The organism is Bartonella sp. AA2SXKL (genome assembly GCF_042197205.1).
In the GTDB taxonomy this organism is placed as follows: domain Bacteria; phylum Pseudomonadota; class Alphaproteobacteria; order Rhizobiales; family Rhizobiaceae; genus Bartonella.
Genome location: NZ_JBHIRN010000009.1, coordinates 66,338 through 80,560 on the forward strand (window position 1 = coordinate 66,338; position 14,223 = coordinate 80,560).

The following is a 14,223-nucleotide window of genomic DNA, read 5'->3' on the forward strand; positions in this document are numbered from 1 at the left end:
TCTTTTGTAAGAGACAAAACGAAACATAATGAGATCTCTTCATATTTCAAGATAAGGAATACAAGTATTTTTAAAAGTGATAGCGTATTCCAGCGGAAATATTTATTGCAGAGATGCCAGCTTTTTTGAATTTATGTTGATAGCTGAGATCACTATGAAGCTGAATATTTTGTGATAAGTGTGTGTGAATACCAAAACCACCTTCGATTAAAGATCCCATAGCTGCAAGCTGAAAATTTTTACTAAAAGTTTTGATCATGTTCAGTTTGCCGTAGAAAGAAACAGCATGTCCTTTGTTTTGCGTTAAACGTCCGCCAATACGGAGCAGCCATTGATAAGGATTACTTATGTCTATTTTAGAGTTATCGTCATCTGAGAAAGAGCTCCTATCTGATAAAGAACCAAGCATGAGACGTTGATAAACAAGTTGTGCTTGCGGTTCTAGGATTACACCTTCCAAACTGGTTGACAGTTTTTGACCAACAGTTGCAGCGGCTCCTAATGTTTTACTATTCTTCACTTTTGAGGTATGTTTGATGAGAGCTGTAGCGTGATTTTCTTTGAAAATTCCATAAGAGAGAAAGGCACTTGCATAGATGCCACTGTCATGCTGAATATTTCCATATGCGGTGAGTGACCATTTATCAAACATATTTTTTTGAAAGCTCTCCTTGTTTTTAGGAGTAAAAGACAGTTTCCCATATGTTCCGAAAAGACCAAAGTTGCTGCTGATATTTTGATCTTTTAGCGCTATTAGTGTTGCTCCTGCTTGCAATGCAGCATAGCGAATATCTGCTTGGATACCATCTTGTTTTGCTTGAACCTTAGAAGAAAAGGTGCTTTTATTGCCATAAGATGATAAGAAAACGCCTCTCTCTGGATGATCTTTGGGTTCAAACATTGTTATTTGCATATTGTCTAACAAGATATTTTGATTGTTGACATCACTAAACCCAACAGCAAACATCGCAATAGGCATGGTTAAAGAACTTTCTCCTTGTGGTGTAAGAGTTGTGCTTTTGTCTGTTCCATCAAGAGAAGTAGAAGCTGCGGTTGCTTTATCATCATCTGTAAGTTTAGAGGTGCTCTCTGTCGCAGCGGTAGCGGTATTCTCAACCTTTGGGAGCAATTTCATATGCGCTTTTTCTGATGTATTAAGAGTCGTTTTTGATTCCGAGGAAGTGGTGTTTGTTTGGGGATCAATATCAGATTGCGAATTTTCATTTATTTTAGGCTGTCTCATTCCATGATCTGTTCTTGTGAATGAATTGTCCTTGTGTTGGGCAGCAACATGAGCGGGTGGTAATTTATCACTAGCGCGTCTTTGTTTTGTACTGGAGTCAATAAGAGGTTGTTTATTCTTTTCAGATGCAGGAGGGGATGTTTTTTCTTTTCTCTCCACGTTGGTTATTCCATCCGCGTTCAAAGTCTCTAATACTGCTTTGCGTAAAGTATTGGAAAGTTCCTTGTTTTGTCCTTGTAAGGCAGTATCCACTTGTGCCGCCTTATGTAATATTTCTGCTGTATTTTGCAGTTTGTGCCAATCACGATTGTCTTGGCTTACCCATTGTTGGTGTGCAGCATTAACACGCTGTTGGTTATCAGCTTCAAGGATTGCTGCCGCCTTTACGGCATCGGAAACTGCTTTGTGGTAGCCACGTAATAAATTTTCTCTTGTTTTTAATCGATTCTGACGTAATTGTTCAAGTTTTGCTCTGGCTTGCATCATGATTTGCATATCTTGATGGTGTTTGTTTGCCATGGCTTGGGCACGTATATTATCCATTTCACGGTTCACCACGTTTATATGAGCACCAGAACCATAACGACCTGCACCTGCAAAAGAGCTGTTAATCGTATCTCTTACACGATCCATATGATTTTCAAGTGCTTGGTTGAAGTGCGAATTATCCTCCATCATGGCGCCAGAGGCTATCTTTTCAAGATTTTTTTCTGCTTGTGTTGGTGTGTTTATTAAATCAATAGCACGGCGATATTGTTCAGGTAATTTCATAATCCCTTCAATGGCATGGCGTTCCTGGGGGCTTAGACCAGAGGCGGTGCTGGTAGATGTGAAGTTAAAAGAAGAAAAAAATAAAGCACAAGCGGCTGTACATAACAAAAGATTCTTATGCATAGAGATGTTCCTTAAGATATTTTCTTTATTTTGCTAAAAATGAACCACTTTTTGACACATTACGGTTTTTTGTAATGTAGTTAAGCAGCACTGTTTTCATCTCAGCGCTGCTTATGCGTCAAAATAGAGAGCTAAGATTTCTAAAAGCGATAACGCATTCCTCCGGAAAAATTAATTCCAGAGAACCCAGCTTTTTGAAGTTTATGTTGGTAATTAACGTCAGCATGAAGTGCGATATTTTTAGAAAGCTGCGCGTTAATGCCAAGCCCACCTTCAAGGGAAGAGCCCATAGAATCGAGATGGAAAGATTCCATAACATCGATAGTGCGCTCCTCACCAAAAGCTTTGATGACATTCAATTTACCATAAAAAGAAAGAACACGATCTTTTTCAATAGGAAGCATTGTTTTTGTTAAACGCCCTCCAATACGGACCAACCATTGATAAGGGGGCTTTATATTAACTTGGAAGCCATCAATATCTGAAAGAGTGCCAAAGGCAATATGTTGATAAATAAGTTGTGCTTGTGGTTCAAAAGACAGCCCTTCAACACCAGTTGCTAGTTTTTGTCCAACGGTAGCTGATATATTTAATGTATCCGTATTGTTTAATTCTGTGGTGTTGCCGATAAGGGCTGTTGTAATATGTCCGTTTAAAATGCCGTAGGAGAAAAGTGCATTAATATAGAGACCATTGTCATGGTGGAGATTCCCATATGCCGTAAAGGACCATTTATCCAGTATGCTTTTGTCAGAACCTTCCATGTCCTTTGGCGTAAAAGCGAGCTTTCCATATGTGCCTAAAAGACCAAGATTCGCGGTTATATTTTGATTTTCTAACGTTGTTAATGTCATGCCTGCTTGTATAGCAGCATAGTGAACATTAGCACCATAACCATATTCCAATGGACTACGGCTGGAAGATAACGTCATCTTGTTGCCATAAGTCGATAAAAATATCCCTTTTTGTTTATGACCTTCTAATCCAAAAACTGTTGAGTGCATATTATCTAACAGTGTATTTTGATTGTTTATATCAGCCAAGCCAGAGGAGAATATTGCATTATGCATAACCAAATAGCTTGCCATTTGAGGAACAAGAGCTTTGATTTTTCCTTCATCATCAAGAGTCGCATTTTGTAGACGGAAATCCCAAAACTCTTCACTTTCTTGCAAGAGACTTTGCTGTTTGTCAGCTCTCCCACGGCTGGATGTTGGTCCATAGCCATTTAATACATATTTATAGGGCAATCCACCCATTGTAGTGTAGCCATTTGCCAGCGTGAAGGCGGCTTCCTCTGCTTTTCCAGACACCTGAACAAGTGAGAGACCACGCGCATTCAAAGGAATTGAAACTTCATCATTATCGAATGGTTCTGCACGCTTTGAAAGATTGTTGAAATAGATCGTTGTGGTGCCTGAGACATTACCATGAACGAGAACACGGTCAGTTTTTTGTTGTTCTTTTATAAGACCATTACTCCATTCGGTATTAAAGTAAATCCTTGCGTTGCCCAATGCATTGTAAACCGTTGTTGCATCGGAGCTTCTGTTTTGCTCTGCTTTCGCAGCTTCAGCTGTTGGCTGTTTTCCCACATGCAAGGTTTGATATTGATTGTCTGCTAGTTTATGCGGCGCATTAAATATAATAGAGCTATTATTAAGGTTCAATACTGAGACAATAGACTGTGCACGTTGTTTAATATCAGTGAGCAAGTATCCTTTAGAGCTGTCAAATTCTTTGTCTACTTCAAATTGACTAATCTTTAGGGACCACTTGCTGTTATTGTTGAGAGTAAAAATCGTTGTATTTTGAGGTAAAGTCTTTGCTCGTCCTTCTATAATCGAATTGTCAGCGCTTAATATAAAAGTGCGAGGATCGATATCTTTTGAGTTTTCTGGGATTTTATTTTTTAATAATATATCAGAACGAATTTCTGAACTTTTAAGTTCTACCTCAGCAACAGATTTTGCATAATCTGGTCCTAGAATACCAATACCATTTTCAACAAGAAGTTTTGTGTTGGTAAGAATTGCTTTATTGATAACTTTTTCGCCCTCTTTTACTTGGGAACTTGGGATGTAATCAAAAAGGATACCACGACTTTTGTGATGTCCGGAAACATTTATGATTGAATCTTCAATATGGATGATGCCGTTTGAAATTTCTAAACCACGGGAATTTGATTTTCCTACAGTTTTTTTAGCATGAATACGTCCACCTGTTGTTGCGGTAAATAAATTTGAGTCTGAACGCATTGTTGAATTTGTAATGGTGATAAAGGCTTTGTCATCAGCAACCACTGTTGTATATGCGCTGCGGATAAAAACGTTATTAAAGGTTTTTTCTTCTCCTGCTTTATCCGCACGAGCCATAACCATTGTAGGAGCTGATGTATTTGCATAAGTTGAACCGAAATGAGAAAAAATCAAAGTTCCAGCAATTGTACATAACAAAAAATTTTTCTTATAAATATATTTCTTACACATAGATATGCCTTTAGTATTTGGTATGCTTTGATGCTTACTTCATTCCCCTGATGGCGCAAGTACCCAGACAGTTTCTATATCATTATGTTTTTATTGTAAACAACAAAACGAAACATTGCGTCGTGTTCTTTATCGTTTAAAAAATGATTTTAGAATAGCTTTTAAAATAGAGATTGCAGTTAGAAACTATGAATTGCAGAAAAGCTAGATTGATCAGTATTCCGTTTAAAAGTGTTAAGAAACAAAATATTTTGCAAGGATGTTTGTTGCTTAAGGCTGTTGTTATGGAAACTCTACAAAGTTTTTGGAGAAGCTGTTGTTGTGTGCTTACAAAAAGCTTTTAATTGATTTTCTTACACAGAGAATTATTTATTACGTGTTTTAAAATACAAAAAATTTTATTAAAAGCATTTGATTTTTATAAATCAAAAAGGCAGCTCTCTTGAGAATTCAGTATTCATTTAGAGATAACAGATTTTATTACATTTGGTTTGAGTGAGATTAATTGGCTCAAGAAAGGTGGTAGAAAGAATAGTTGTTAACGGTTCTTTCCGATAGATTGTAAAAAGGCAGCACATTTGCACTGCCTTTTATTAAAATGAATAGAATATAAATTGTTTTTTGCGTTTTCTTAAAACTGATAGCGTATTCCACCTGAAAAGCTTGCTCCAGATATACCAGTTTTTTGAAGCTTATATTGATAGTTAACATCAGCATGAAGGGCGATATTTTGTGATAATTGTGCATTTACACCAAATCCACCTTCAAGGGCAGCTCCTATAGAATCAAGGTGGAATGGTTCACCAATCTGTATCGTACCATTGTTAGAAAAAGCTTTAACAACGTTTAGTTTACCATAGAAAGAAAGAATACCGCCGTTTTCAATAGAAAGCTTCGTTTGCGTTAAGCGTCCACCCACACGCACTAAGTATTGATAAGGATTTCCCATATCCACATCAAAGCCATCGACATCTGAGAGTGTGCCAAGCATGAGGCGTTGATAAACAAGTTGTGCTTGTGGTTCAAAGACCAATCCTTTCTTACTGGTTTCGAATTTTTGTCCAATGGTTGCTGATGCACTGAATGTATCAGCATTTTTCAATTCTGCAGTCTTTCCTATGAGAGCTGTGGTGATATCTCCCTTGAGCATTCCATAGGAGAAGAGCGCATGGATGTATATCCCATTATTATGGCGCAGCCCACTATATGCAGTAATTGACCATTTATTGAGTGTACTCTTGTCAGCACCTTCCATGTCTTTAGGGGTGAAAGCTAATTTCCCATATGTCCCCAAAAGACCGAAATTGGCGGTCATATTTTGATCTTCTAGAGCTGCTAATGTAATGCCTGACTGTAAAGCTGCATAGTGAATATCGGCACCATAGCCATATTGTAATGGCGTACGGTGAGAGGATAATGTTATCTTATTTCCATAAGTTGAGAAGAAGACTCCTTTGTTTTTATGATCTTTTGTCTCAAAGGTGTTTTCCTGCATCGAGTTGAGTAAAGTGTTTTGATTGTTTATATCAGCCAGTCCAGCTGAGAATAGTGCGTTAGGCATGGACAAATAGCTTGCCACTTGAGGAACGAGAGCTCTGATCTTTCCTTCATTATCGAGAGTCGCATTTTGCAAGCGAAAATCCCAGAAATTCTGATTTTTTTCCAAGATGTTTTGTGCGTTGTTTGCTTGTCCAAGGGATGATGAACCGGTATTTTGCGCTTCTTTCTCTTTTGGTGAAACACCTTCAATCATTGTTCCTGATGCTGATATCGTGTAGATTGTGTAGTCTTTGAGGGTATTTTCTTTTGATTCTTGTGATATTCCGCTAAAATGACTTTGTGTGCTATCGGCTGTCCCATGGCTGGATGTTGGACCATAGGCTTTGAGTATATATTTATAGGGCAATCCCCCCATTGTGGTGTAGCCGTGTGCAAGTTTGAAGGAATCTTCATTTGCATTTCCAGAAACTTGAATGAGTGAAAGACCACGCATATTCGAAGACACAGAATCTTCAGCTTTTAATATCTCACCTTTCGCAAGGTTCTTGATATGGACTGTTGTGCTGCCTGATACATCACCATGTATAAGGAGGCGGTCAGCTTTTTGCTGTTCTTTTACTAGACCATCACTCCATTCAATATTAAAATAAATTTTTGCATCGCCTGTGGCATTGTAAACTGTATTATAAGTGCTTTCTATATCGGGGATTGTACTTCCCTCAGGTCTACGAACCTCAGCTGTTCGCCCTACATACAAGGTATGATAATGATCTTTTTCCCGCCCTTGTGGTGTCTTAAATATGATAGAACTATTATTAAGATTCAGTACTGAAACGGTAGAAAGGGCTCGTTGTTTAATATCACTGAGCTCATAGTTAAACACATTAAAGTCAGTATCGACTTCCTCTTGAGAGGTCTTTAAGTACCATTTGCTTTTGTTATTCAGAGTCAAAACCGTTGTATTGACTTTTAAAGTTCTTGCTCGTCCCTCTATTGTTGAATTATCAGCGGTTAATGCTAAAGTTACAGGAAGAGTATCGTTGTCATAATATTTACGTTTCGTTTTATTTCTCAATAATACGTCAGATCGAATTTCTGAGTCTTTAAGTTGAACTTCAGCAACGGCTCTTGAGCAGTAGGGACCAAGAATACCGGTACCGTTTTTCACAAGAAGTTTTGTATTGCTAAGAACAACCTTATTGACAACTTTTTCTCCACTTTTCAGTGAAGAATCTTTTGTTTCATAAAAAACGATACCACCGGCACCTCCTCGTTGGACGGTTATGGTTGAATCTTCAACGTTGATTATACCATTCTTTGTTTCTAAACCTTTGTATACTGTATTTGCTTTAATTTCTTTAGCATGAATGCGTCCACCTTCTGATACAGAAAGTGCAGACATTTCCGTGTGTATTGTTGATTTTACAATTGTGATAGCTGCTTTATCATGCGCTAATATTCCAGGTCCTTTATCGCGGACAAGAACATTATTTAAAGTCTTTTCTTCTCCCTTATTTAATTCAATCTTTCCCAAAATTCCAGGAGTTTCAGGAGCTGATGTATTTGCATAAGTTGAACCGAAATGAGAAAAAATCAAAGTTCCAGCAATTGTACATAACAAAAAATTTTTCTTATAAATATATTTCTTACACATAGATATGCCTTTAGTATTTGGTATGCTTTGATGCTTACTTCATTCCCCTGATGGCGCAAGTACCCAGACAGTTTCTATATCATTATGTTTTTATTGTAAATAACAAAACGAATTATATTGATGGTGTTCTCTATGATTTGAAGTTTTGCTTCAGAAAAACTTTTTTCATGATCATAAAAAGTCGAGAAAAGTGGATTTCATAAAACCTAGCTTGGTTAAGCTTATGCTAAAAGCACTATGAAGTATGATATTTAAAAATTGTCTATTAAAGATAATCGCTATAAAAGCTCTATAGCGTTGAGATGTATTATTTGATGCATTCACCAAAACGATCAGCAAATTTTTTCTGCTATAAGAAGAAGAGATGAGGGGGCTATTCACAGGCTTTCTTTAAAGATAAGGGTACCAAAGTCCATTTTTCTAAGGAAGCACAGCCCATTTCGCGACGGTGTTCATGAATGCTATAACGCTAAAGCCATAGAATCCCATCATATTTACGCTTACGAAGGAGCAAGCCGATACCTTTACGCTTAATAAAAGAGCAAGCCCGTCACACATTTTGCTAGCTCCCAATATTTGTGATAAGCCCTTGGCACTTGAGACAGTTCATGAGAGGAATTCTCAGGCTTTTCTTATATAACTTTTCTCCACACGCCAGCCCTGCTTGTAATGTGTAAGTGAATGATTTTGATTAGTTCAACATGGAACAGATTTTAAATGAGAGAAATTTACGATATTCAAGATTTTAATTCAATAGGAATAACGCTAAATTATCATTATAAATCAATATTTTGAATATTCAATTTAAAACATCTTTTATTGATATAAAAAGAACTTTATTGAGTGATTTCATTTTATAAATGAAAAAATTAGCTTTCTTGAGCATTTTGTATATGAAAGATAAAGCGCTTGTTGTTAGATTTTCTTTTCATGCATTAATTTTCTCAAAACTGTTTGTTTAGAAGAACCAGCAATGGAAGTGTAAATAAATTTTTATAGATAGCGACAACACATCGTAAAGAAAGAAATTATTTTATTGCTATAATAGATTGTAAATAAAAAAATACAGTCCGTTTTTTTGTTAATAGTAAACGGATTAATATGCTTATTTTTTTATAATTTTTATATTAAAATTGGTAGCGTATTCTATCAGAAAAACTTGTCTCGGCTACACGTCTTTTAAAAATTTTTGATAGTTTACATCAATATAGAGAGTTAAATTGTGAGATAATTGTGTATTGTGCTAAACGCACCTTTAACGGCAGAATCTATCGGATTAAGGTGAAAATGAATACCAATCTGTTTAGTATCATTAATATCAAAGTTTTTTAAGGAAGTTCACTTTCTCATACAAGGATGGGGTACGATCTTCTACGGTCCTAACAATAGTTTTTGTTAGATACCTACCTATCCGGACTAACTGGGGAGACTGTCTGATTTAATTTTAAGATTATCAATATGTTAAAAGGCGTTAAAAATCAATTCCTTAGTACACAAATTATGTTTGTGCTTCAAAAGGTTAGTTCTCTGATTATTTTTTGCAAATTTTTGACAAATGATTGTTGAGGCAATTAACATTTTTACAGCATAACTTTAATAGTATTTTTATAGAAGTTTTAGAGATATTTGCTGTCCAGATATCATAAGGGAAGAGTGTAGCCATATGAAAACACCATTATGCTCTGTTATATTGTAAGCTATGATTGATGATTTATCTAGTGTGCTTTTTTTCATTTTCTATATCCTTTGGAGTGAATGAGAGTGGCTGTAGGTTCCTATCTATTTCAAATGTGTAGTGATTAACTTTTCATTTTTCTAATATCATCTTTGCTTGGACAGCTCTATGGCGCATATTAGCACCATATCTATCTTCAAAGAGGAGCATAATCAAACGGTAGAGTTTCTGTACTTCCATAAGTGAAAAAGCAAGAAATCTTCTATTTTTTAAGATTTATTCTTAATGCTGTTATCTTTATATTATCTAGAAATACACTTTGCTTAGCTTTATGGGCAAATTCGATGATAAATAGCTGCGCAACCCATGTGAAGAGGAGAAAAATCGTATTTAAGTGGAAAAGAAAACACTTCAGGAAAAAATGGATTTCATGTACGAAAAGGCTGCATACTTTGTGACATATTCTAGATAAAAATACCTGATCCTTTATCTTGATAAAAATGGTATAATATGCTGATTTATAATGATAATTTATCGTTACTTTCATTGAGTTAGAGTTCTGAATAACGTAAGATTCTCTCATTTTAAACCTGTTTGTCTTAAATCAAGAAAAACCATTCTCTTGCACACCACAAGCGGGGCTGGCGTGTGGGTAAAAAATGTATAAGAAAGGACTAAAATGACTCTTATGAATCGTCTCAAAAGCCAAGGGCTTTAGCAACACCCACGAGCTGGAAAATATAATGATGGTGCCGGATTGCTCTTTCACAAACGTAAAGATGGGGGTACTCAATGCTTTATCGTTATACCATTCATATACCATTCATGGGCGCTGTCGCTAAATGGACTTGGATGCCTTGAGAGATGTCCTTTTAAAACAAGCTCGTGAATTGGCAACTGGGTGGCGTGCTGTTTTACGTGAGGGGCGTGCCCCCATTAAAGAACGTGAGAAACGAAAACGTGAGGCAATGCGTAATCTCCATTACTTAAAAGACATTGCCTTAGATGCTTTTGAAAGTCGTAAAGCTGAATTAAAAATGATGGTAAAGATGGAAACTGGTTTTCACCTTTAAAACTCCATATTCTCCTCAAATTAGGCTGTCTGCCTATTTCAGAGATTACACAAACAGAAATACGCAATATCCTCGCTTCCATCGGTCATACAAAAGCTGGAGCTGCTAATACAGCACTGATGCGACTCAAGCTTTGTTTTAAACAGCTGCGGCGTTGGGCGTGGATGTTGATTTTACAGGCAGTAGAAAAAGCAAGGGCTCTCTTAAGGAGGGATAGTGTAGTGTTATTAGGATTTATAAAGCGAAAAGGCAGCATATTGTGGCTGCCTTTTTTGTTGATGCATAGAAAAGAAATACGCTATTTTTACAGCCTTGTATTAAAACTGATAACGTATTCCTCCTGAAAAGCTTGCACCAGATATACCAGTTTTCTGAAGCTTTTGTTGATAACTTATATCACCATGAAGGGAGAAATTGTGAGACAGTTGCGCATTGATGCCAACGCCGCCTTCAATTGCAGGTCCCATAGGATCAAGGTCAAAGTTTCTACCAATATGAATGGTACCATTATCACCAAAGGTTTTGATCAAGTTTACTTTTCCATAGAAAGACATCGGACGGTTGTTCTCAGTGGAAATGGTTTTTGTCAAACGTCCACCAACACGGATCAACCATTGAGAAGGATTTTTCATATCAACGGTAAAATTATCAGCATCTTCAATGGTATTAAACATCAAATGTTGATAGGCAATTTGTGCTTGTGGCTCGAAGGTTAAGCCTTCCATTCCAGTTGCAAACTCTTTGCCAACAGTGGTGGAGATACTCAACATTTTGGCGTTTTTCAATTTTGCGGTATTTCCTCTGATGGCATTGCCGATATCTCCTTTTATTATCCCATAGGATAGCAGTGTATCCATATAGAAACCATTGTTATGCTGTACGCTGCCATAAGCTGTTAGTGACCATTTATCCAATGTGCTCTTACTTGCATCATCCATATCCTTTGGAGTGAAAGACAGCCGCCCATAGGTGCCTACAAGACCGAAATGTGTTGTGGTATTTTGCCCTTCAATTGCTGCTAATGTGACACCGGCTTGGAGAGCAGCATAGCGGATATCAGCACCATAACCATATTTGAGAGGTCCGCGTTCAGAAGATAAGGTTCCTGTGTTTCCGTAAGTATAGAGGAAGAAACTGGTTTGTTTTTCCTCTTCTTTTCCTAAGACAGATGTTCTGATATTGGCTAAGAGTGCGTTTTGTTTAGCCATATCGGTTAATCCACTGTAGAAGAGAGCATTTGGCATGACCAAATAGCTTGCTGTTTGTGGTACAGGGGCAACGGTAGGGATATTTGTTTCAGGATCAGGATTTGAACCAGAATTGGAGTCAAGCAGTTCGGGTTGCAAACGGAAATCCCAGAAGTTTTCATTCTTTTCATCAAAGAGGTTTTGTGCAATATCGGCTTTGCCTTGGCTTGAGTCTGGTCCATAGGCACGTAGTGTATACATATCCGGTAAGCCACCTCTTGTGGTATAGCCATTTACCAGTTTGAAAGAGTTTTCTTCTGCTTTTCCAGAAACTTGAATGAGTGAAAGACCTCGGACATTGGCAGCAGCAGAGGTATTTGCTTCGATATTGTTCTCTTCTAAGCGCCCCGTGACATAAACTGATGTGTTGCCTGAGACGTTCCCATTGATCAAAAGCCTATCGGTTTTTTGGTCATTTATTGCAGCACCATCACTCCAAGCCGTGTTGAAGTAAATCTTTGCATCACCCGTTGCATTGTAGACTTCTTGCGTGTCTGGTTTACCAGAACCTATATGCAAGGTTTGGTAATGATCTTCTGTTGGTTTCTCAAAAACAATGGAGCTGTTATCGAGATTAAGCACAGAAACATCAGAACGAGATCTTTGAGCGATATCAAGGAGATTGCTATCAGCATCTTTTTCGTTTTTGCTAATTTTCAACGTCCATTTTGTATTGTTTTTCAGATCAAAACGTACATTTCTGTCTTTAGCAATATTCGCTCTGCCTTCTAAAGTAGACTGATCAGCGCTTAAGGTGAAGGTGCCATTGGAGATGGCGTTTGCACCGACATAGTCCCAAAGCTCTTTGTCTTTCCAATAAACGCCTTTTCCTAATAAAACATCGGCATGGATTTCTGAATTTTTGATATTGGCTGTACCAATTGATAGGTCTGCATTGTTTTCGATATCGTTGTCAGTGAAAGCTCCGATAAGAATTCCAGCACCATTTTCTACGTGGATATCTGCATTAGTCACATTGATTTCATTGCTTTGACGTTTTTGCGGATAATTTTGATCTGTGTAGAAGAGAGACATGATTTGCAAACCACCGATTTGTGCTGTTGCAGAAATATCCTTGACATCGATATGTCCACCGTTTTCTGTATACAATGCAGCTTGTTTTCCAAATACTGTTCCGCCTGTCATTGTGATTTGGGATTGTGGACCGCTTGCATGGAGTCCACTACCATCAGATGCGTTAATTTTAGCATTGTCTTTTATGATAATGGTGCCGCCACTCTCAGCAGATACCCCTGAGGTTTTTACATTAAATTCTCCCCCTGATACGTTTATTTGAGAATTAACAGCGGAGGCTATGCCTATATTGGCTTGAGTAACTGTTACATTTTTTAAAGTAAGTTTGTTGTTATGGGTGGACATTACCCCTAAGAGTTGTTGGTCATCGTCTTTACCACTTGATATTTTCACATTTTCTAGCTTATTTTCTTCGCTGTTTTCGTCGCCGAAGAGAGCACCCATTGCAATAGCCGTAATAGAACCTCCAGTCATCTTGATTGTAGCTTTTTTGTATGCCATAAGCCCTGTTGAAACATCCTTAATCGTTGTATTATGTAATTCAATCATGCTTCCAGAGTCATCGGCGCGTGCACCATCTTCGGTGCCATCTGTCGATGTTATAGTAATACCATTGACATCAATATGTCCGCCGTTTTCGGCAAACAATGCGCTTACACCCCGTCCGCTTACTGTTCCTCCAGTCATTGTGATCTTGGATTTTGAACCATCAGCATGGAGTCCATAAGCACTGGATGATGTAATATCAGTCTTGTTGTCGATAGTAACCGTGCTGCCATTTGAAGCATATATTCCATCAGTTTTTCCATCAAATGATCCTCCAGAGATTGTTATTGTCGAGTGATCATCTGCCTTTAGAGCAGAGAAGGCATGCATAACAGTTACATTTTTTAAGGTGAGCGTGCTTCCCTTGGTAACTATTCCTGAGAGTAATTGCAGTCCATCTTTATCTAAGTCTGATATCACCACGTCTTTTAGCATGTTTTCGCTGCTATTCGTGTTATTAAAAGAAGCGCCAACAGAGGCAGCTGCAATGGAACCTCCAATCATTTTGATTGTAGCTCCGTCTTTGGCTTCAAGACCGCGGAAAATCTCAGAATCAAGTTTTGGGATAATTCTACTATCCTGTAATTCAATTACACTGTTAACACCTTCAGCTGTTACAGCGTATACATCGTAATGGACTGGGTGGTTTATCGTTAAATTCTTGCCAATGATTTTGCCACCGTCTTTTGCGTGAATAGTTTCGTAGGTTTTATCGGATACTTCTTGTTGTTTTCCCCCAGAAACTACGAGGGTTTCAGCATGTGCACTGAACTGGATGTTGAACAGGATGATAGCGGCTGCAGCTGTGCATGATAAAAGGGATGTTTTATACACTAGTATTCTCCTTATGATAGCCCCCAAATATTC

4 protein-coding genes and 1 pseudogene are annotated in these 14,223 nt (G+C 37.6%); 1 reads left to right on the forward strand and 4 read right to left on the reverse strand.

The annotated features are described in order from the left end of the window. Window positions 1-70: 70 nt before the first annotated feature. The 3 genes from ACFINS_RS06910 to ACFINS_RS06920 all read right to left on the reverse strand — a co-directional run bounded on the left by ACFINS_RS06910 (window position 71) and on the right by ACFINS_RS06920 (window position 7,780). Window positions 71-2,137 carry an autotransporter outer membrane beta-barrel domain-containing protein gene (locus tag ACFINS_RS06910; RefSeq protein ID WP_375706024.1) on the reverse strand — a complete coding sequence of 689 codons (2,067 nt, stop codon included), beginning with the start codon at window positions 2,135-2,137 and terminating at the stop codon, window positions 71-73. A 140-nt stretch (window positions 2,138-2,277) separates the two neighbouring features. Beyond that, window positions 2,278-4,626, reverse strand: coding sequence for an autotransporter outer membrane beta-barrel domain-containing protein (locus tag ACFINS_RS06915; protein WP_375706025.1), 2,349 nt, complete (start codon window positions 4,624-4,626; stop codon window positions 2,278-2,280). 631 nt (window positions 4,627-5,257) lie between these two features. Beyond that, a complete protein-coding gene (locus ACFINS_RS06920) occupies window positions 5,258-7,780 on the reverse strand; it encodes an autotransporter outer membrane beta-barrel domain-containing protein (protein WP_375706026.1) in 2,523 nt (840 codons plus the stop codon). A gap of 2,354 nt (window positions 7,781-10,134) precedes the next feature. On the opposite strand from ACFINS_RS06920, the pseudogene ACFINS_RS06925 reads away from it, so the two are divergent. Next, window positions 10,135-10,734: pseudogene (locus ACFINS_RS06925) on the forward strand (integrase arm-type DNA-binding domain-containing protein); the annotation flags it as partial. A gap of 111 nt (window positions 10,735-10,845) precedes the next feature. Here ACFINS_RS06925 and ACFINS_RS06930 read toward each other — a convergent pair. Continuing rightward, window positions 10,846-14,190 (reverse strand): autotransporter outer membrane beta-barrel domain-containing protein, encoded by a 3,345-nt coding sequence (locus ACFINS_RS06930; RefSeq protein WP_375706027.1) that lies wholly within the window; start codon window positions 14,188-14,190, stop codon window positions 10,846-10,848. Window positions 14,191-14,223 lie beyond the last annotated feature (33 nt).